Source organism: Nostoc cycadae WK-1 (assembly GCF_002897135.1).
Classification (GTDB): domain Bacteria; phylum Cyanobacteriota; class Cyanobacteriia; order Cyanobacteriales; family Nostocaceae; genus Nostoc_B.
In genome coordinates this window covers 263017-283410 of record NZ_DF978428.1, presented here as the reverse complement: position 1 = coordinate 283410, position 20394 = coordinate 263017, and the positions used below count along the sequence as shown (strand labels likewise).

The following is a 20394-nucleotide window of genomic DNA, read 5'->3' as shown; positions in this document are numbered from 1 at the left end:
TTTGGGAATTATCACTAATTAGCCGGACATGATATTACAACAACTTTTTCGATAAAAAATATCGCTGATGTCCGGGGGGAAAGTCTTCTAAAACGCCAAAGATTTGATAGCCGAGACGTTGGTAAAAACCCAAGGCTTGAAAACTAAAGGTATCTAGATATGCGTGTCCACAGCCGCGTTGTTTCGCTACTTTCTCAGCCTCTAGTATCATTTTGCTACCATATCCTTGGCCGCGCAGTGTCTCAGATACCCACAGATGGGAAATATACAGCCATTCCCAATTTGTTTTGCCAATTAACCCCGCAACAATGGTACTATCAGTATCCCGTACCCAAATAGCTAGAGGCTTGTTGACATCTGGCTGTGTTTGACTATTGTTGTATTCCACCAGATGGCTGATGACAGTATGAATATCTTTTGCATCAGGTTGATCATCTACTGTAATTTTTAGATGTGTCATCTTAGTCATTTGCACTAAATGGCGCTAAAATATCACGGAATCCCACGGTCACAAAGTTGTCTTTCCCATAAAATAGGAGCGAAGCTTCTATAAATCCTTCAACTATCTCAAGGTAGAGGTTTTGTAGCGGATTTGAAATTATATCCAGATTAGGCCTGTAGCATCTATAACGCTAGTAAGATTTTTATGAATTCCCGGATTCGCTTTTTAATGTGTCCTCCTGACCACTATGATGTGGACTATGTGATTAATCCTTGGATGGAAGGGAATATTCACAAATCCTCACGCGATCGCGCCGTCGAACAGTGGCAAGGTTTATATCAAATTCTCAAAGAACACGCCATTGTAAATTTAGTCACACCCCAGAAAGGTTGGCCTGATTTAGTTTTTACTGCCAACGCGGGTTTAGTTCTCGGTGACAATGTTGTACTGAGTCGTTTTTTACATAAAGAACGGCAGGGAGAAGAACCACACTTTAAACAATGGTTTGAAGAAAACGGTTATACAGTCTATGAACTGCCAAAAGATTTACCCTTTGAAGGCGCAGGTGATGCACTTCTAGATAGAGAAGGGCGTTGGTTATGGGCGGGTTATGGTTTCCGTTCTGAGTTAGATTCTCACCCCTATCTTGCCAAATGGCTGGATATTGAAGTGTTATCTCTGCGTTTAATTGATGAGCGTTTCTATCATTTAGATACTTGCTTTTGTCCTTTAGCTAACGGCTATTTACTTTACTATCCCGGCGCGTTTGATTCTTACTCCAACCGCTTAATTGAAATGCGTGTCGCCGCAGAAAAGCGCATAGCCATAGCCGAAGCTGATGCAGTCAATTTCGCTTGTAATGCGGTGAATGTTGACAGTATCGTAATTATGAATAAAGCCAGCGATGCTTTAAAATCTCGTTTGGCGGAAGTTGGTTTTCAAGTCCTGGAAACACAGTTAACTGAATTTCTCAAGGCTGGTGGTGCAGCTAAGTGTCTCACCTTGCGTGTAACAGAACCAGTCCGTGAAGAAGTTCATGCAAATGTGTCTGTAGAAAGTCGGATTATTCGTCTAGAAGGACATTTGCTGGACTCTGGTTTAATTAACCGCGCCTTAGATTTGATTGTCGATACAGGCGGAAGTTTCCAAGTGTTGAATTTCAACTTGGGAGAACAGCGCCAAAGTACTTCGGCGGCTGAAGTGAAGGTATCAGCACCATCTCACGAGGTGATGGAAGAAATCATCTCCTTGTTAATTGATTTGGGTGCGGTAGACTTACCCCAAGATGAACGGGATGCCAAACTGGAACCTGTAACTTTGGCGGGTGTTGCACCTGATGATTTCTACGTCAGCACAATTTATCCGACGGAAGTGCGGATAAACGGGGAATGGGTGAAGGTAGAAAATCAGCGGATGGATGGTGCGATCGCCATTACTCAAGGCTCTAATGGTATAGTGGCACGGTGTAAAATTCTCCGTGATTTGGAAGTTGGCGAACAAGTAGTTGTCGATGTACTTGGTATCCGCACCATCCGCAAAACAGAATCGCGGGAACAACGCAACTCCCAAGAATTCAGCTTTATGTCGGCGGGTGTTTCCAGCGAACGCCGCGTGGAGTTAGTTGTAGAACAAGTTGCTTGGGAACTACGTAAAATCCGAGATGCTGGCGGTAAAGTAGTTGTCACAGCAGGGCCTGTGGTAATTCACACTGGTGGCGGCGAACACCTCTCACAGCTAATTCGGGAAGGTTATGTACAAGCCTTACTGGGAGGAAATGCGATCGCAGTCCACGACATCGAGCAAAATCTGATGGGAACATCCCTCGGTGTAGACATGAAACGGGGTGTCGCCGTGCGGGGTGGACATCGCCATCACCTCAAGGTAATTAATAGCATCCGTCGTCATGGCAGTATAGCTAAAGCTGTAGAGGCGGGGGTAATCAAAAGCGGCGTAATGTATGAATGTGTCCGCAATAATGTGCCGTTTGTCCTAGCTGGTTCCATTCGAGATGACGGGCCTTTACCTGATACCCAAATGGATTTGATTAAAGCCCAGGAAGAATATGCCAAACATCTCGAAGGTGCGGAGATGATTTTGATGCTGTCATCCATGCTGCACTCCATTGGTGTGGGGAATATGACCCCAGCGGGTGTGAAAATGGTTTGTGTGGATATTAACCCGGCTGTAGTGACTAAATTGAGCGATCGCGGTTCGGTTGAATCAGTGGGTGTAGTTACAGATGTGGGTTTATTCCTCAGTTTGTTGATTCAACAGCTTGATAAGTTGACAAGTCCTTATCGTGCAGTGGTAGGTTAAGAAAGGTTTCGTGCAAAGAAAGGAAATGGCTAGAGTCGCTTTCACAAGAGAGTTACAAGTTAATTGGGTCAGTTTCATTGCTGATTTTCTGCTGGCGGGGATGGTTTTTGGCCCGCCAGTCGCCCCCTTTCTTGCTGCGTCTGGTGTATGGTTACTTGGGGGTATTGCGAACATCATTTATTTCATGGGGAATCATGTATGTCCGCAACCAGATATGGGCTTAGATTTAGCACCCCCATTTATCATGGCTGTGTGTATGCGGTGTTATGGTACTGTCACAGGGCTGTTAATGACCCGTCTACTGTATGCTGTGACTGGTGGTAAAGGTTTTTATTGGTTAAGCCAATATGGTTGGAATGGTGCTGCTTTAGCTAGTGTTTTGATGATGGCTTACCCATTAGAATTAGCAGCACAAATTTTTGGCTTGTGGGATTTTAATAATTATTTAGTTACGCCCTTTGGGTTAATGACTGGTTTGGCTTGGGGTTTGTTTACGATGCCAATTTTGCATGGTGGGCAGCGTAGTCAGCTTCTCTAAACGCAAAATAGCGCCAAGATTGACCCAGAGGAACACAGAGAGTTAAAGAAGTAAAGACAAACGCATAGCACAAAATATCTATAAAAGCTAGATACATGAATAGAGAAGAATTTTTATTAAGTATTAACATCAATGAGCAATAGATTCATTGACGAATCCGGCTGAAGATAGCTTTAATATTCAGTTAAAATCGGCGATTATCCTTGTATAAATGAGAGGTGATCTGATTTTTGCATGATTTGTACTTGAATGAGTACGATTATCAGCAACTGATACAGCTTAGGATAATCTCATCCTAGAGGTTGCAGTTGATGGACAAACCTAAAACTCAGATAGATTGGGCTAACGCATCCTACCGTTTTCTAGCTTCTGTCTTTTTACTGACTGTCTACCTTGGAGTTGATGCAGTAGAGATTAGAGGCATTTATGGTTATAGGGAATACAATGTGTTACCCAGTCAAGTCTGATAAACTTGTGCCTTGTCTAATCACAGCCTTTTGGTTGTAATTGTCCGGATTAAAAAACCCAACTGTCAAATTTATGGAAGTTAAAATGCAAGAACCGGAATTCGCAGAAACAAAATCCACAGAAGCAGCAGTGGCAGATATCAACAGCCAAACAGGAACCATTACTAAACTCCAGCCTCCTGCTCAACCCCAAGAGGAATGGATAAAATACGGAGAACAGATTTCTGGCTTTTTAGGAACCCTGCCTGAGTACCTTGGTAGCTTTTTCAATAAATACAAGCAGCCCTTGGTTAGTGTTGGCTTAATTTTGACAGCACTTGTCGCAGTTAAGGTACTTTTGGCAATATTAGATTCTTTGAATGACATTCCTTTGGTAGCACCTACCTTTGAGTTGATTGGTATTGGTTACTCTGCTTGGTTTATTTATCGCTATTTACTCAAAGCTTCAACCAGGAAAGAGCTAACTAACGAAATTACAACTCTTAAATCACAAGTGGTTGGCAGAAACGCTCCTGGCGCATAATAACAACTCTCGCTGCAATTTAATTTAAAACACAGAGGTGAGGGCAGTGGTTTGTACTGCCCTCGCTTCTTAAAGACTTTAATCTAGCGGCTGACTTACTGTGATGATAATTCGTTAGTGAATTTACCTGTGGATAATGAACTTTGTCCAGGCGATCGCACAATATTCTCAGAAAAAATTTTATCTAGCCTGCCCAATTTGACTAACGCCTGATGAACCATTGCCGCTACTTCCGCACGGGTAGCAGCTTGATTAGGAACCAAAAATTGCGGATTACCATCACTAATTACCAAGCCATTAGCTGTGGCGATCGCTACCTTGTCCACAGCATATTTAGGAATATTTTTAGTATCTTGATAAATACTTAACACCTGTGATGGTTTAGCTGATTGTTTAAGATTCAACCCACTCACAAGAGCTACTAAAACTTGCACACGGGTAATCTTTTGACTTGGTTTAAAAGTTTTGTCAGGAAAACCTTTTAAAAATCCTGCACCTACAGCGCGATCGATTGCTGGTGTTGCCCAATATTTGGTTGATACATCTTTAAAAGGGACAGAATTTTTACTCAGTTCTGTGTCAAAAGCTTGCTGGAGAATAGCCGCGAATTCAGCGCGGTTAACAGGCTGAGTTGGCCTAAACGTATAATCTGGAAAACCCTTAATAATGCCACGCGCCGAAAGAGCGTTAATAAACCGAGTTGCCCAAAAATCAGTGGGTACATCGTTAAAGGCAATAGGGGGTGGAATAATCGATTTTTGTTCAGTTGGGGTAACTAAAGGTAAAGGCGATGATTGAATTGATAAGTCTGAGTTTCTAGATGTAGAAAAAGGTTCAGATTTAGGTGATGAATTTAGTGGAGTTACTGGAACGGCTGGAAGTATCAAAGGAGAAGGAGGGCTGGGTTCAGGAACTACATCCTTGGGTGGTAACGGTACAACCTCAAGTTGAGGATCTGCCTTTGGTTGCACCTGTGGAGTGGGAGAAGTAATGGCGGGACTTGGTTGAGGTTTGTTTGTTGAATTTGGTGATGGCGACAAAACTATATTGAAGTTCCAGTTATTATCCCGTCGAGAAAATGACCACAACAGAATTCCCCCGATCGCCACAAAGGCAACCAAAATGGCAATAAATTCATCAAAGCCAAGGGCTGTTTTGTCAGATGACTTAGGATCGGAAGGCGGTAGATTGGTCATCGTGTTTCCCTGGAAGCAATCAAGTTTATTCTGAGAAATTAACCTAAAAAATGAGGAAGTATGGGTGACTAAAGTCGTAATTATACAAACAAAACCCGCGTAGGCGGGTTTAACAACTTAATTTTTATACATCCTCTACACACATTTACTTCATACTTTTTAAAGCACTCTTAAGATACTGGCAATACTATCAATCGCCTCTAGATTCCGAATTTCATCCAAAGCTTGGCGGAAGTCGCCTTCTTTCACATCGTGGGTAACAACCACAATTTCTGCTAATGCGCCTTGAAAACCCGTTTGCACAACTGATTCTAAGCTCACACCATGATTACCAAAGCAAGTTCCTAATTTGCCAATCACACCAGGGTGGTCTTTGGTGAGGAAACGGGCGTAAAAACGGGTGACTAATTCAGCAATAGGGGTAACTTGACAGTAATCTTCGTGTCTACAGCTAAGTAGGGGATTTGGTACAGCAGAATTACTCTTGAGGGCTGCTACTAAATTTAAAATATCTGAGGTGACAGCACTGGCTGTTGCACCTGCACCTGCACCTGGCCCAAAAAACATTACTTGGCCGATGGGTTCGCCTTCTACAAGAATGGCGTTATAAACACCGTTAATACTGGCTAATGGGTGAGCTTTGGGTACAAAGGTGGGATGAACTCTCACAGATAACTGAGAGTTAGCTTTGTTTTGGTATTTAGCGATCGCTAATAATTTAATCACAAAGCCCAATTTTTCGGCATAGTTAATATCTGTCTTGCTGACTTGCCGAATTCCTTCACAGTAAACATCTTGTAAATTAATGCGTCCCCCAAAACCCAAGGATGCTAAAATCGCAATTTTATCGGCTGCATCTAAGCCATCGACATCGGCTGTGGGGTCAGCTTCAGCATAGCCTAAGCGTTGAGCATCAGCTAAAACATCACTAAAGTCGCTACCTTCAGTTTGCATCCGGGTGAGGATATAGTTAGTCGTACCGTTAACAATACCAATAACAGTATGAATGCGGTTGACACTTAAAGCTTGCTTTAAGGGTTGAATTACCGGAATTCCCCCGCCCACAGCGGCTTCGAGCATTACATAAACACCAGCTTCATTAGCGGCGTTGAAAATTTCTGCCCCAAATCGTGAGATCGCCGCTTTATTCGCTGTAACTACGTGTTTACCATTTTTAATAGCTTGGAGAATGAGCGATCGCGCCGGTTCCAATCCCCCCATCACCTCAACTACAATATCCACCGCCGGATCATTCACAATTGCCGCTAAATCGGTAGTTATTGCTGACTGTGGTAATTCTACAGCACGGGGTTTGTCGGGCGATCGTACACCCACCCGATATATTTCTACTTCTTCTAACAGTGGATGACGGCCAACAGCATCTTGTAGTAGTTGCACCGTACCCGTACCTACTGTACCTAATCCTAGTATTCCTAGCTTTACACCCACAAACTTTTCACCCATCTTAGTGCTGAGTGCTGAGTGCTGAGTGCTGAGTAGTTACACTTTAACTACCAGAACTCTGTTCTCAGCAAGTATACATACAAAACAATTGTAGGGTGAGCATCGCCCACCCTACAGATTATCTTGTTTTAGTTGTCTTTTGTCAGTTGTCTTAATCTATTAACTAATGACTAATGACCATTGACTAATGACCAACTTAATAAGTTTCTACGTGCCAGCGTCCAGCTTTCTTGAGTTCCTTCTGGTAATCACTCCAGGTTACGCCTTCCTTACCAGCAGCAGCAGTTAAAGCCGCATCAATCCCATCTTCCATACCGCGTAAACCGCAGATGTATGTATGGGTTTTTTCGTTTTTAATCAACTGCCACAGTTCATCAGCGTGTTCTGCTACGCGGTCTTGAATGTACATTCTACCGCCTTGAGGATTCTGCTGTTCGCGGCTGATAGCATAAGTCAAGCGGAAGTTATCAGGATACTTTTGCTGCATTTCTTCCAATTCTGCTTTATACAGAATATTGGGAGAGGTTGGTACGCCAAAGATTAGCCAAGAGAATCCTTTAAATTGATATTCTGGGTTAGCGGCTCTTTCTGCATCCTTAAACATCCGCCACAGATAAGCACGCATAGGGGCAATACCTGTACCAGTTGCCATCATAATGACGTTAGCTTCAGGGTCATCGGGTAATAACATTTCTTTACCCACTGGCCCGGTGATTTTGACTTCTGCGCCTGGTTCGAGGAAACACAGGTGTGTAGAGCAAACACCATAAACTGTTTCGCCACTTTCTGGGTGCTTATATTCCAACTGGCGAACGCACAACGAAACTGTTTTGTCATCTACATCATCACCATGACGAGTAGAAGCAATAGAGTATAGTCTGAGTTTTTCTGGTTTGCCGTTCTTGTCCAAACCAGGAGGAATAATCCCAATACTTTGACCTTCGATATACTTTAAATCACTACCAGAAAGGTCAAATTTAATATGCTGAACAATACCAATCCCGCCTTCTCCCACTAACGGATCATTAGATATACACTTACCGATAAATGGAGCATTGGGACGATAAGTGTTTACAGGAACGTCAGCGTGGGCTTTTTTGGCTTTCGCTTGAGTCATGGTGTTGCCTTGGTTATCCTTATTCTTTGGCTGTTCTTCAGCTGGTGATTTAGCAAAGCCTTTCGCTTCACTTTTCACTTTCACAGGTGTGGCTTGACCATTTCCCTTATTGTTAGCGGTCTCCACAGGTGCAATATTCACAACTGGGGCTTGACCATTGAGTTGCTCTAGAACACTTGCAGGTTGAATGCTAACAATTGTGCCGCCTAGGCGAGTGATACGTCGCATTTCTTGATTCATGCGGTTGTAAGGCACTCTGATGAACACACTGCCACTTTTACGAATTGGGTAGTTCGTTTGATCAGTCTCTCCGTTCTGACGCAGACCCACCACTTCGTAAACGAAGATGCGGCTACCTAATTCTGTGTTGGCAGCACCCTCAACAGCACCTTGATTGTACATTCGTTCTATCACTCCGATATTTACTTAACCGTTTTTCAAAAAAACTATTTCCCATCACTAGCCAGATTTTAGTGTATCGGATTTTTGGGTACCAAAACTAGCGCGTTGGGAAAGAGGCATCACAAAATGATACCTTGCTAAGTACACTCACCTTCAGACAAGCAGGTATTGCAATAAACACACCTGTTCATCCTCTAAAATAGAGGATAAGTCGCTGGCAGAATGTTAACCATGCGTCAATTTAATCTTTTTTTCGTGAATACTCTGGCAGATAAATCGCTGCTGACAAGCTTAAAAAAACTAGATGCAAATGCTATTAGCACATACAACTAATGCTGAATGAAGGCAACTTTGACTCAGGATTATCTGGTATTTCAATTAATGATTTATTCTTAGCTCATGATACATTGTAAAATTAATACATCTATCACTATGATGGAAATTTCAAGCTAATATCAACCATGACAATCAAGTTCACCTGCCGTGAAATTGCTGTCAACAGTGATAAAAAGTTTGCCATAAGGTTGATATTGGTGTTAGAAATCTTTTTCAAAAATGACTGCTCAGTTCATGATAATGAACATCAAATATCTGCTCATTCTTTAGGTAGATTTTCACAATGAATGTAGAAAGTGTTGAGAACTACCAATAAATCAGCACCAACACGCAAATATCGCCTTTTTAAGCAAAATTACGCCCAATAAGACTTTAGAGTCTGGTTATATCACGGGGAAGATAGGTGAAAAACAAAATTTGTGCTGTGTCTAGAAAACTTGCCATTAAATCATCAATCCGACAGTAGCACCACAAGATTCTTGCTGATATTAAATCTTGTATAGGATAACCCCTTCTGTTAAAATTAAGTATACCACTAGGATTAAATACTTACTAGCTGCAAAATAAAGCAATCTCAGACGAGTAACAACCGTTAATTTGGTTGTCGGCCCGTCTGATAATCGTTATGTGGCTGAGTAGCAAGAACACAGGAAAAACCAATGGGGTAGACTCCTGGCTTCAAAAATCTGCTGTGTGAAAAATTATTGAATGACACATTTAGTATTTAGAGGAGATTTATGACAAATAAGCCGGAACGCGTGGTACTAATTGGAGTAGCCGGAGACTCTGGGTGTGGCAAATCTACTTTTTTGCGTCGTTTGATCGACTTGTTTGGTGAAGAGTTTATGACAGTTATCTGTTTAGATGACTATCATTGCCTAGATCGCAAACAACGTAAGGAAACTGGGATAACTGCACTTGACCCCAGGGCAAATAATTTTGACTTGATGTATGAGCAAATTAAAGCGCTCAAAGAAGGTCAAGCCATTAATAAGCCGATTTATAACCACGAAACCGGCCTGATTGATCCGCCAGAAATAGTAGAACCAAATCATATTATCGTGGTTGAAGGTCTACATCCTTTATATGATGAACGGGTGCGATCGCTGCTAGATTTCAGCGTTTATTTTGACATCAGCGATGAAGTAAAAATTGCCTGGAAAATTCAACGCGATATGGCAGAAAGAGGTCATCGCTACGAAGATGTCTTAGCTGCTATCAACTCCCGCAAACCTGACTTTACAAAATATATCGAACCCCAAAGAGAATTCGCTGATGTAGTTCTCCAAGTATTGCCCACAAACCTCATTAAAAACGACACAGAGCGTAAAGTTTTGCGGGTACGGATGTTGCAGCGCGAAGGTAAAGAAGGCTTTACTCCAGTTTACCTGTTTGATGAAGGTTCAACTATTAACTGGACTCCTTGTGGACGTAAGCTTACCTGTTCCTATCCAGGTATGCAACTGTACTATGGTTCCGATGTTTATTATGGCCGCTACGTCTCCGTTCTAGAAGTAGATGGTCAATTTGACAACCTAGAAGAAATCATCTACATCGAAAACCACCTCAGCAACACCTCCACCAAGTACGAAGGTGAAATGACTCACTTGTTACTCCAACACCGTGAGTATCCTGGTTCCAATAATGGAACTGGTTTGTTCCAAGTACTGACAGGTCTAAAAATGCGTGCTACCTACGAGCGTTTAACATCAAAGGAAGCAAAACTAGCAGTTCAAGTCTAAAACTAAACAGCAGTGTTTGTGTCAAATTTTTTGGGGGTGCTTCCGGGGGTACCCCCTTTTTATTTAGGGGAATAGAGAGTAGTCCCAAGAAAAACCATTGACTGTTGGCTCTCCTAACTATTTAACTATTACTTCCTTTACAAATATCGCAACTGGATTATGTGTTTTTAAAATATCGCACTACACTTACTACCGAATGTGTCAAGACTGGTATGATTCTAGAAATAATTAGTTGAACTAAATAGTTAATATTTAGTTAGTGATTATACTATTACAGGAGGAAATCTCTTTGTCTCGACGTTATTTATTTACCTCCGAGTCAGTCACTGAAGGTCATCCAGATAAAATCTGCGATCAAATCTCAGATACAATCCTGGATACCTTATTGACACAAGATCCCAGCAGTCGTGTAGCAGCGGAAGTAGTAGTTAACACAGGCTTAGTGCTAATTACTGGTGAAATCACCACCAAAGCTAACGTCAATTATGTGAATCTGGCTCGCAAAAAAATTGCTGAAATTGGCTACGTTGATGCAGATAATGGCTTTTCTGCCAACAGTACCAGCATCATCGTTGCTTTAGATGAACAATCGCCAGATATTGCCCAAGGTGTAAACGTCGCTCAAGAAACTCGCCAACAGGATAGTGATGAACTATTCGATACAATCGGCGCAGGCGACCAAGGTATCATGTTTGGCTTTGCTTGCAACGAAACCCCTGAACTGATGCCTTTACCTATCAGTTTGGCACACCGTATTGCTCGCCGACTGGCAGCAGTTCGTAAAACAGGTGAGTTGTCATACCTGCGTCCCGACGGTAAAACCCAAGTAACCGTAGTCTACGAAGATGGTAAACCTGTAGGCATTGATACTATCCTGATTTCCACCCAACATACAGCCAGCATTGGGGAAATCACTGATGAGGCAGCAGTGCAAGCTAAAATTAAACAAGACCTCTGGAAGGCAGTGGTCGAACCTGTTTTTAGCGATATTAATATCAAGCCTGATCAAGAAACCCGCTTTTTAGTCAATCCTACAGGCAAATTCGTAATTGGTGGGCCGCAAGGTGACTCTGGTTTAACAGGTAGAAAAATCATTGTTGATACCTACGGCGGTTATTCCCGTCATGGTGGTGGTGCTTTTTCTGGCAAAGACCCCACAAAAGTAGACCGTTCTGCGGCTTATGCAGCTCGCTATGTAGCCAAAAATATTGTAGCTGCTGGGTTGGCAGAAAAATGTGAAGTTCAACTGAGTTATGCGATCGGTGTAGCTAGACCAGTCAGTATTCTCCTAGAAACTTTTGGGACTGGCAAAGTGGATGATGAAATTTTGTTGGAATTAGTCAAAGAAAACTTTGAACTACGTCCAGCCGGAATTATTCATGCTTTCAACTTACGTAAGTTACCAAGTGAAAGAGGCGGACGTTTTTATCAGGACGTCGCGGCTTACGGCCATTTGGGACGGAATGACTTAGATTTGCCTTGGGAACAAACCGATAAGGCAGAATTGTTGAAGCAAGCTGTTGACAAGTTGCGTTCAACTGCGATCGCCTAGTACTCTAGTAGCATTAAAATTCCCGTATTAGTCGGTTAGGGAGGAAAAAACAGCGAATACTCCCTTCATATATCAAATTTCCTCTGTCTGGATATTGCTTAAGTAGTAAATAGACAGAGGTTTTTTATTACTCAAAACTGGGAGAATTAAAAACTTGTTGGAGAATCTTACTAATTGATGTTAAGATGCGAGATGAATTAATATGTCTGGAATCTAAGTATTTGTATCATCCACGGCAACAGTAAAATAAAGTAGTAGTGTAGCTAATAGTTAAAAGATAACTGCTATTAACCAGGTTTCATAAACAGTAACGATAAGGATAAAATTCTAGAATAAGCTTTACTCTAGACAAGTATTGATTATATATAAACACAGAGTTTTATAATTATCTAGTGTTTTTGTATACATTCATATCAAAATCCCCCAAATCCAATAAAGTCATGACAATTATTTAAAGAATAATTATTTACGCTGCTTCTTACAAAAAATTGTGTAGGTGTTAATCACCAGTTAATTTAATTTTAAAGATGGAATTGATGTGGCGATTTTTGCGGAAGGGCGAGGAGATTTGAGGAATGCAAACTCACAAGCCTAACCCAATTGACAGTAATTCAGAAAGCAAAAAAGTGCCAGCCGAAAATTCATCAACCGAAGAACTCCCAACAATCGAATTTCCCTCCAGTGGGAAACTCAAGGCAAGTTCTTGGCGGATACACCAGAAAATAGGCTATGGCTACTTTGTCGCTATAGGTATTGGCTTTTTTGGCTCACTTACTGGTTTGGTGATTGCCAACTATTATCGAGGACGAGAAATTAGGCAATTTACTCAAGCTCAAGAACAACGCCAACTACTAACTAACTATAAAAATGCAGTAGTTGGAGCGCAATTACATAGTTCTAATTTAGTTGCAGTATTAGAAGATTCTCAACAACTGCTAACTAAAAAAACAGAATTTTTAAAGAATGTTAATAAGGCTCAAGATTTAGAGCAGAAAATTGACAGTTTTATCGAAAGAAAGCCTATGCAATTAGCAGCAACAAGCGCTAATTTACAGGCTTTATTAGAAGATTATACGATTAATTTAAAATCCTACGTTGACCAGATAGAAGCTGTCTTAAAAGAAATCGAACGGCAGCCTTTACAACCACAACAAATTGCTGTAGTTCGAGAGCAGTTGTTAAAAATAATGCGTGGTGAAACTGCCATACAGTTAGATAATCTTTCCGAAAAGTTAACTAATATTTTGCAAACTGCGGAAAATCAAGAACAGGATAGACAAATAGACGTAGAGCAGGCGAAAGGAGTTGAGAGATTAATTGTGATGGTGAGTATGCTGGTGTCAGTAGCGATCGCCGCTATTATAGCCTGGCGCACCAGTCGTGCGATCGCCGAACCAGTAATTACTGTCACCCAAGTTGCGGAACAAGTCGCCCGCAAATCTAATTTTGATTTACGCGCCCCTGTCACCACGGAAGATGAAATTGGCTTGTTAGCAAAATCCCTCAATCGGTTGATTGAGCGCGTGTCGGAACGCACCAAACAACTAGAACAAGCCAAAGAACTAGCCGAAGCCGCCAGCAAAGCCAAGAGTGTATTTTTAGCTAACGTCAGTCACGAATTACGTACACCCTTGAATGCTGTCATTGGACTTAGCCAACTCCTGCAAGATGACGCTACAGACTTAAATTTATCAGGAGACTTTATTACTGATTTAGAAACCATTAATTCCGCTGGTAGGCACTTATTAGAATTAATTAACGACATCCTCGACTTGTCAAAAATTGAAGCGGGGAAAATGACTCTTTATCCAGAGACATTTGAAATTGGGAATCTGATTAATAATCTTGTGTTGACTATTAAGCCTTCTATTGAGAAAAATGGCAACATCTTAGAAATAGACTACGACGAACAGCTAGGAACAATGTATGCTGATCAGACAAGAATGCGGCAAGTACTTTTAAACTTATTGAGTAACGCTGCTAAATTTACGACTAACGGCAAAGTCACACTAACTGTTAAAAGTGAAAAACCCAATTCGCTTTCAGACCCTCCCTTGGGTATGATTTCTTTTATGGTGGCTGATACAGGTATTGGAATGACTCATCATCAACAGCAACAGTTATTTCAACCTTTCACTCAAGGGGATAACTCGACTACTAAGAAATATGGTGGTACTGGCTTAGGTTTAGCTATTAGCAGCCATTTTTGCCAGATGATGGGCGGTGAGATTTTTGTCAAAAGTCAGCCAGGAGTAGGCTCGACTTTTACTGTCCGCCTACCCTTAACTGTGCGGGAATGATAAGTAATTGCACAAAATTAAATTCATTTGTGGAGATAGGGAACAGATTATCTGTTTGACAAATTATTTTCCATCCACTTTCTAAAATTACGCATAGCTTGACTTCTGCCGCTAGTCAAACACTGCTGAACATACTCATTAACTAATTCAATAATCGGTATATTAGGAAAGTTAGGGCTAGATTGAGATTGAATATATTTACAATCTTGGAGTACAAAAATTTCTAAACCTTGTTTTGTATATCGCCAAAGTTCAGGAACTCCTAAAATTTCATAGTTATTAAATTGAGTCCGTGAGGTAATATCAACTTCAATTGCTAAATCTGGTGGTGGATCTATATTTAAATCAATTCTATTTTTACCAATCACAGCAGCTTGATTTTGAATATAAAAAGAGGTATCTGGTTCTACTGCTTGCCGCATTTGCTCATTTTTAAGTGTTGTAGAACCAAATGGTTCAAAATCAATCTGGAGTTTGTCTAATAAAATTTTGACTAAATCACCAATTAACTCTTTATCTTTTTCATGCTCAGGGAGAGGAACCATAATTTCTAACCAACCATTACTATAAGAGATACGTGCGGCACGTTTATCTCCCATTTCTTCTAAAATATTTTCTAATTGCTGCCAACTAATATCTTTCAGCAACATTTGTTGTCCCGGTTTGACGATAATTTGTTGCAGTTTTAAAAGCATATCGCCTCTGACTTGGGTTTAATTCTTATTATAAAGAATGCGAGTGCGATCGCACTTCAAACACATCATAATGAAAGTCGATTTCTGGGTTGATATTCATCTGCTTTCGCTGTGCATCCAAAGAAAGCAGCCGCAGCGTTTTTGGAAACAAAGCGATCGCTTGGCGAATTTTTTGGTAATTTTAAGCTGATGAAATTGTAGATAGCACGATGTGCAACTTATTTTTATAACCCCTCTCCAAACCTCTCCCCACAGCGGAGAGAGGCTTTGAATCTTGCTCCCCTTCCCTCGTAGGGAAGGGGTTGGGGGTTAGGTTTGATAGAAAGTTGTACGGCGTTAGATAGAGAATAGTAGATTAGTTTAAGCGATAAAGAAACCGAACAAAATCTCGATAATGTTGGGTTCCGTTCCTCCATCCAACCTACACCTAACTTTACTGGTGAATGAGGATTTGAACTTCATTAGTGAAGCTCGGAACTCCTTTAATGAGTCTTGGAAATTCATGAATGAGCCTTGGAACTTCATTAATGAGTGTTTGATACTTGTGAATGAGGCTTTGAAATCCTTTAATGAGTATTGGCACTTCATTAATGAGCCTTGGAACTTCTTTAATGAGTCTTAGATACTCGTGAATGAGTCTTTGAACTCGGTTAACAAGTCTTGAATACTCATTGAGATTTTAAATTAACTCAAACAAGCCTCCCTATTCCCCACTTCCCACACTGCTACACTATTCTGGTAAATATCGCTACAGAGTTGGTGAGGTTTGCAGGTGACAAACGAAGAACTGTTGCAAATTATTGAACAAGCTGCCAAGGAAAAGGTAACAGAGCTAGACCTATCTAACAATCAACTGAGCAGCCTGCCACCAGAAATCTGCCAACTCTCCAATTTGTCATGGCTACTAATCCATAACAATCAACTAAGCAACTTACCATTAGAAATTTGCGAACTGGCTGGCTTGACTTTACTAGGACTCGATAACAATCAACTGAGTAGCCTACCACCAGAAATCGGTCAAATCTCCAACTTAATTTCATTATCCCTTGGTGGCAATCAACTGGGCAGCCTACCACCAGAAATCGGTCAGCTCGCCAACTTGACAGATCTATATCTCCACAACAATCAACTGGGCAGCTTACCGCCAGAAATCGGCCAACTCGCCAACTTGACAGAGTTATACCTTGATAACAATCAACTGGGCAGCTTACCGCCAGAAATCGGCCAACTCGCCAACTTGACAGGGTTATACCTTGAGAATAATCAACTGGGCTGCCTACCGCCAGAAATCGGCCAACTCGCCAACTTGACAGAGCTATCCCTCGATAAAAATCAATTGAGAAGCCTACCGCCAGAAATCGGCCAACTCGACAACTTGACAAGGCTATACCTCTCTAACAACCCCTTAACCTCACCTCCGCCTGAGATTGTCGAGCAAGGAACCCATGCAATTTTGACCTATTTGCGAGAAAAGTTAGAAGATAGTCAACGCCAATGGGTTTCTAAACTGCTAGTCGTCGGTGAAGGTGGCGTGGGCAAAACATCCTTATTAAGAGCGTTGCGCGGTGAAGAATTCGACACCCAAGAATCAACCACCCACGGTATTGAAATTAAATTCCTCGCCATAACCCATCCCGCAAGACCAGATGTCACCATGCAGCTGAACACCTGGGACTTTGGCGGACAGGGAATATATCGCGCTACTAATCAATTCTTCCTCACCAACCGTTCCCTGTTCTTACTCGCCTGGAATGCGCGACTGGGATTTGAGCAAGGTAAACTCTACTATTGGCTAGATACTATCAAAGCCTTAGCACCGGAATCACCCATTTTACTTATCGCCACCCACATCGACGAACGCGACGCTGACCTTCCCCTCAAAGAGTTACGCGACAAGTACCCCCAAATTGTCGAACACTGCAAAATTAGTTCTAAAACCAGCCTCGGCATTGAAGAACTCCGCCAAGCAATTGCTGAAACTGCTGCTAAACTGCCCTTAATGGGTGAACTCTGGCCTACGACTTGGTTAAATGCTGCCAATGCTATTCGTTCCCAGCCAGAAAAATACATCACGCCGCAGCAGTTGGGGAAAATCATGGCTGAGTCTGGAGTTGCCGACATTAGTCAAGAAGTGCTGGCGCGATGGCTGCATGAATTAGGCGAAATTCTCTATTTCCAAGACAATGAAGAACTCAACGATACAGTCATCCTTACACCGCAGTGGGTGACTCAATACATTAGCAAAGTTCTGGAAAGCGAAGAAGTAATTAACAAGTTTGGCATTTTCACCCGCCAGGAAATGGATAAACTCTGGCAAGATTTAGCCCCATCAATGCGTGACCATTTTCTCCGCCTGATGGAACGTTTTGACCTTTCTTACCGCACTTTAGAAAACCGAGATATCAGTTTAGTAGTTGAACGATTGCCTTTCGACCCGCCGAATTATGAACCCAAATGGCAGCAAATCAAAGCTAAAGCCAATTGCCATGAAATTTCCATGAAATTCAAACTCAATACCATTCCGGCGGGGATTCCGACTTGGTTTATTGCCCGTCAACACCGCTTTACAACTAACACCCATTGGCGAAACGGTGCATTGTTGACTTATGAACAAGAACATTTAGCTTTGGTGGAAGCTGCAAAAGGCGATCGCTATATTAAACTAACAGTACGCGGTGCTAACCCGTTAAATTTCTTTGTCTTACTGCGAGATGGCATCGAAGTAACTCTCTCCAGGTTTCCCGGCTTAGATATTCAACGCACTATCCCCTGTCTTGGTCATGATGGCGAACCCTGCACCCACGAATTTGACTATCACCAATTATCCAAACGTTGGGAAAAAAAGAAAGCAACAATTGAATGTCCCGAAGCCATAGAAGATGTATCAGTTGCCGAACTTTTGTATGGTTTAACTTTCAATACACAAAATGCAGTTTTAGAACGCATCGATGAATTAGAAACAAAGGTTGTTGATAAACAAGCAACTATTCTCAATGAAATCAAAAATCTGCGCGAACTTTCCCAACGAGAATTTACTAATGTCTTCCGCCGCGAACAAGCAAAAATAGATTCTCATTGTCCGAATATTTTTGTTTTGCGTCCCCGTGGTGGCAAATCTTGGCAAAAAGCCCTAGCCGGACAAAAAATAGATTTACAACTTTATTGCCAAGCCCCAGGCTGTTGGCATCCCACCCAAGCAGGCGGTTTATATGAAATCGATGAACCTGCCAAATGGCTGAGAGCAACTGCACCTTATATTGGCAAATTATTTAAAGTTTTAAGATTTGCCGCCCCTATAATTGGCCCTTGGTTGGGTGTGGTAGACCCTAAAGAGTACGAAGCAATTTATAAGAATGATTTGGAATTATTTAAAGAACTAGCAGACAAATTACCAGAAATTCAAGATGCCACAGATTTAGAATTAGCAGATAAAATTGCCAGAGGTGAAGATTTAGATCCCGAACGTGCCGACGGTGCAGCCTTACGTGCTTTGCGTCAACTGCTAGAAGAAAAAGACCCCCAACAACACTGGGGTGGACTCAAAAAAGTATTAACACCAGAAGGACATTACCTTTGGCTGTGCGAACACCATGCAGCCGAATATAAACGGTAATAAGTAATCTTATTTGATTTATAAAGGTTATGGGATTTACTGTAAGCTATTTACTTTAAACAGTAGCCAAATCGTAATGCAAAACTAAAATTTCATTTATTTTTAAAACAGCCATTGCATACTCACAACCTTGAGTATCAGCAAATTCAACTAAATATTTAGTATCTTCTTTTTCTTCATACACTTCTACGATTGTTCCCACTTGTCCATTTGGTAAACTTTCGATAGAAATCATATCCGATTCCACTAGACTTAATCGCTCAATTGGAATTGAGTTAAGAGTAGCAATAGTATCTAAAAGTTTAGGCTTAGTCATTTAGTTTAAGAAATGCTGTGATTAAACGTGGATAGGGATTTTTAGCAGTAATTTCCCAGATTGTCCGCAGCTTGATTCTGTCCGTATCTGGTACTATCCAATCTACCTTAAACTGTTGACCAAATTCTGTATTGTTTTGCTGAATAACCTCACCTGCAATTGCTGCTGTTTTTATCATTTCATATAAAATTTCAGCATTTTCAACTGTGATCCCTAAAACCGAGGTAAAAACTCTGGCTTTATGTTTTCCACTAGGATGTTCTGGGTTAAGACAGTACCCAATTAACTTTTCCATCGGTATCTTTGCTTGATCACCGTTGGGTAATTTCATAGCTTGTCCATAATATTGAACAGAGATTTTAGGCGATCGCGCCTGCCTCACTTTACCACCCCGATTTCCGCTAAAATCTAGTTCGGAGGACTGTGAATCAGGAGACTAGGGTTGCCTACACTTGGAGTTAACATCGACCATATCGCCACCATCCGACAAGCGCGACGGACAGTGGAACCAGACCCCGTGGCGGCGGCTGTACTGGCAGAATTAGGGGGTGCAGATGGAATTACAGTACATTTGCGAGAAGACAGGCGGCATATTCAAGACCGAGATGTACGTTTGTTACGGCAAACAGTGAGAACACATCTTAATTTAGAAATGGCCGCTACAGATGAAATGCTGGCGATCGCTCTTGACATTAAACCAGATTATGTCACTTTAGTCCCAGAAAAACGCGAAGAAGTCACCACAGAAGGCGGACTCGATATTGTTGGGCAAATTGCTAGAATAGGAGAAATTGTCGATAAATTGCAAAGCGCTGCTATTCCTGTCAGTCTATTTATCGATGCTGAACCCTCACAAATCGAAGCATCTGTCAAGATACAAGCAAAATTTATTGAATTGCACACTGGCCAGTATGCTGAAGCCAAAAATGAAACCACTCGCCAGCGAGAACTAGCAATATTAGCTCAAGGGTGCGAACAAGCAATTAAAGCCGGACTGCGGGTGAATGCTGGTCATGGACTCACTTACTGGAATGTTTCTCCGGTCGCCGCGCTTCCCGGAATGGAAGAACTCAACATCGGTCATACGATCATCAGTCGGGCAGCTTTAGTTGGCATAGAAAGAGCAGTCCGAGAGATGAAACAAGCCATTAGAGTGCTGAGTGCTGAGTGCTGAGTCAAGCAAAAATTACTACGTAATTTTGCACTGAGTGAATATTCCGCCAAATTTTAGATGTAGTCTGTTAACTCAGCACTTTTAACTCAGCACTCAGCACTATTATCAAGAGGGGTTGTAACTGCGAAATCCAGAAAAAAGTATGAAGTGTGAAGTATGAAGTATGAAATGAATGTTTCAGCTTTTGAGCTTCAGCTTTCA

16 protein-coding genes are annotated in these 20394 nt (G+C 41.6%); 8 read left to right on the top strand and 8 right to left on the bottom strand.

The features are described 5' to 3' along the window. Window positions 1–34: 34 nt before the first annotated feature. On the bottom strand, window positions 35–460 hold the full coding sequence (locus tag NCWK1_RS13860) for a GNAT family N-acetyltransferase (RefSeq protein WP_096583085.1): 426 nt from the start codon (window positions 458–460) through the stop codon (window positions 35–37). Between the two features lie 186 nt (window positions 461–646). Here NCWK1_RS13860 and argZ point away from each other — a divergent pair, with 186 nt between their 5' ends. The 3 genes from argZ (at window position 647) to NCWK1_RS13845 (ending at window position 4286) form a co-directional block, all read left to right on the top strand. Continuing rightward, window positions 647–2758 carry a bifunctional arginine dihydrolase/ornithine cyclodeaminase gene (gene argZ / locus NCWK1_RS13855; protein ID WP_096583087.1) on the top strand — a complete coding sequence of 704 codons (2112 nt, stop codon included), beginning with the start codon at window positions 647–649 and terminating at the stop codon, window positions 2756–2758. Between the two features lie 25 nt (window positions 2759–2783). Continuing rightward, window positions 2784–3296 (top strand): DUF2085 domain-containing protein, encoded by a 513-nt coding sequence (locus NCWK1_RS13850; RefSeq protein ID WP_103125107.1) that lies wholly within the window; start codon window positions 2784–2786, stop codon window positions 3294–3296. A gap of 552 nt (window positions 3297–3848) precedes the next feature. Continuing rightward, window positions 3849–4286 carry a CAAD domain-containing protein gene (locus NCWK1_RS13845; protein WP_096585596.1) on the top strand — a complete coding sequence of 146 codons (438 nt, stop codon included), beginning with the start codon at window positions 3849–3851 and terminating at the stop codon, window positions 4284–4286. A 95-nt stretch (window positions 4287–4381) separates the two neighbouring features. On the opposite strand, the gene NCWK1_RS13840 is transcribed toward NCWK1_RS13845, so the two are convergent. The 3 genes from NCWK1_RS13840 to petH all read right to left on the bottom strand — a co-directional run bounded on the left by NCWK1_RS13840 (window position 4382) and on the right by petH (window position 8465). Further along, entirely contained in the window at window positions 4382–5482 is a 1101-nt protein-coding gene (locus tag NCWK1_RS13840; RefSeq protein ID WP_103125106.1) for an S-layer homology domain-containing protein, read from the bottom strand. 159 nt (window positions 5483–5641) lie between these two features. Beyond that, complete coding sequence (locus tag NCWK1_RS13835) at window positions 5642–6931, bottom strand: homoserine dehydrogenase (RefSeq protein ID WP_096585600.1); 1290 nt, start codon at window positions 6929–6931, stop codon at window positions 5642–5644. Window positions 6932–7142: 211 nt separating this feature from the next. Then, window positions 7143–8465: a ferredoxin--NADP reductase gene (gene petH, locus NCWK1_RS13830; protein ID WP_096583093.1), complete on the bottom strand. Its 1323-nt coding sequence runs from the start codon at window positions 8463–8465 to the stop codon at window positions 7143–7145. Window positions 8466–9538: 1073 nt separating this feature from the next. On the opposite strand from petH, the gene NCWK1_RS13825 reads away from it, so the two are divergent. The 3 genes from NCWK1_RS13825 to NCWK1_RS13815 all read left to right on the top strand — a co-directional run bounded on the left by NCWK1_RS13825 (window position 9539) and on the right by NCWK1_RS13815 (window position 14395). Beyond that, window positions 9539–10543, top strand: coding sequence for a phosphoribulokinase (locus tag NCWK1_RS13825; RefSeq protein WP_096583095.1), 1005 nt, complete (start codon window positions 9539–9541; stop codon window positions 10541–10543). Between the two features lie 289 nt (window positions 10544–10832). Continuing rightward, window positions 10833–12095: a methionine adenosyltransferase gene (gene metK / locus NCWK1_RS13820; RefSeq protein ID WP_096583097.1), complete on the top strand. Its 1263-nt coding sequence runs from the start codon at window positions 10833–10835 to the stop codon at window positions 12093–12095. 575 nt (window positions 12096–12670) lie between these two features. Then, a complete protein-coding gene (locus NCWK1_RS13815; RefSeq protein WP_096583099.1) occupies window positions 12671–14395 on the top strand; it encodes a sensor histidine kinase in 1725 nt (574 codons plus the stop codon). A gap of 47 nt (window positions 14396–14442) precedes the next feature. On the opposite strand, the gene NCWK1_RS13810 is transcribed toward NCWK1_RS13815, so the two are convergent. Further along, window positions 14443–15090 carry a Uma2 family endonuclease gene (locus NCWK1_RS13810; protein WP_103125105.1) on the bottom strand — a complete coding sequence of 216 codons (648 nt, stop codon included), beginning with the start codon at window positions 15088–15090 and terminating at the stop codon, window positions 14443–14445. Between the two features lie 28 nt (window positions 15091–15118). Next, window positions 15119–15241: a hypothetical protein gene (locus tag NCWK1_RS30405; protein WP_281259123.1), complete on the bottom strand. Its 123-nt coding sequence runs from the start codon at window positions 15239–15241 to the stop codon at window positions 15119–15121. A gap of 621 nt (window positions 15242–15862) precedes the next feature. Between NCWK1_RS30405 and NCWK1_RS13805 the strand changes: the two genes are divergently transcribed. After that, window positions 15863–18703 (top strand): COR domain-containing protein, encoded by a 2841-nt coding sequence (locus NCWK1_RS13805; RefSeq protein WP_222838786.1) that lies wholly within the window; start codon window positions 15863–15865, stop codon window positions 18701–18703. A gap of 55 nt (window positions 18704–18758) precedes the next feature. Here NCWK1_RS13805 and NCWK1_RS13800 read toward each other — a convergent pair whose 3' ends face one another. Together NCWK1_RS13800 and NCWK1_RS13795 are read right to left on the bottom strand one after the other, a co-directional pair. Continuing rightward, window positions 18759–19019: a DUF4926 domain-containing protein gene (locus NCWK1_RS13800; protein WP_103125104.1), complete on the bottom strand. Its 261-nt coding sequence runs from the start codon at window positions 19017–19019 to the stop codon at window positions 18759–18761. Beyond that, window positions 19012–19350: a DUF6883 domain-containing protein gene (locus tag NCWK1_RS13795; RefSeq protein WP_103125146.1), complete on the bottom strand. Its 339-nt coding sequence runs from the start codon at window positions 19348–19350 to the stop codon at window positions 19012–19014. Before NCWK1_RS13795 ends, NCWK1_RS13800 begins: the two co-directional genes overlap by 8 nt. Window positions 19351–19461: 111 nt before the next feature. Between NCWK1_RS13795 and NCWK1_RS13790 the strand changes: the two genes are divergently transcribed. Then, the gene (locus tag NCWK1_RS13790; RefSeq protein ID WP_103125103.1) at window positions 19462–20193 is read left to right on the top strand and encodes a pyridoxine 5'-phosphate synthase; all 732 of its coding nucleotides are present in this window, start codon (window positions 19462–19464) and stop codon (window positions 20191–20193) included. Window positions 20194–20394: the final 201 nt, after the last annotated feature.

Excerpts from the sequence above, each read along its gene's own strand:
- NCWK1_RS13825 (WP_096583095.1), top strand. The coding sequence starts at position 9,539 with ATGACAAATAAGCCGGAACGCGTGGTACTAATTGGAGTAGCCGGAGAC.
- NCWK1_RS13860 (WP_096583085.1), bottom strand. The coding sequence starts at position 460 with ATGACACATCTAAAAATTACAGTAGATGATCAACCTGATGCAAAAGAT.
- NCWK1_RS13800 (WP_103125104.1), bottom strand. The coding sequence starts at position 19,019 with ATGACTAAGCCTAAACTTTTAGATACTATTGCTACTCTTAACTCAATT.
- NCWK1_RS13845 (WP_096585596.1), top strand. The coding sequence starts at position 3,849 with ATGCAAGAACCGGAATTCGCAGAAACAAAATCCACAGAAGCAGCAGTG.
- NCWK1_RS13795 (WP_103125146.1), bottom strand. The coding sequence starts at position 19,350 with ATGAAATTACCCAACGGTGATCAAGCAAAGATACCGATGGAAAAGTTA.
- argZ (WP_096583087.1), top strand. The coding sequence starts at position 647 with ATGAATTCCCGGATTCGCTTTTTAATGTGTCCTCCTGACCACTATGAT.
- NCWK1_RS13850 (WP_103125107.1), top strand. The coding sequence starts at position 2,784 with ATGGCTAGAGTCGCTTTCACAAGAGAGTTACAAGTTAATTGGGTCAGT.
- petH (WP_096583093.1), bottom strand. The coding sequence starts at position 8,465 with ATGTACAATCAAGGTGCTGTTGAGGGTGCTGCCAACACAGAATTAGGT.
- NCWK1_RS13840 (WP_103125106.1), bottom strand. The coding sequence starts at position 5,482 with ATGACCAATCTACCGCCTTCCGATCCTAAGTCATCTGACAAAACAGCC.
- NCWK1_RS13815 (WP_096583099.1), top strand. The coding sequence starts at position 12,671 with ATGCAAACTCACAAGCCTAACCCAATTGACAGTAATTCAGAAAGCAAA.
- NCWK1_RS13810 (WP_103125105.1), bottom strand. The coding sequence starts at position 15,090 with ATGCTTTTAAAACTGCAACAAATTATCGTCAAACCGGGACAACAAATG.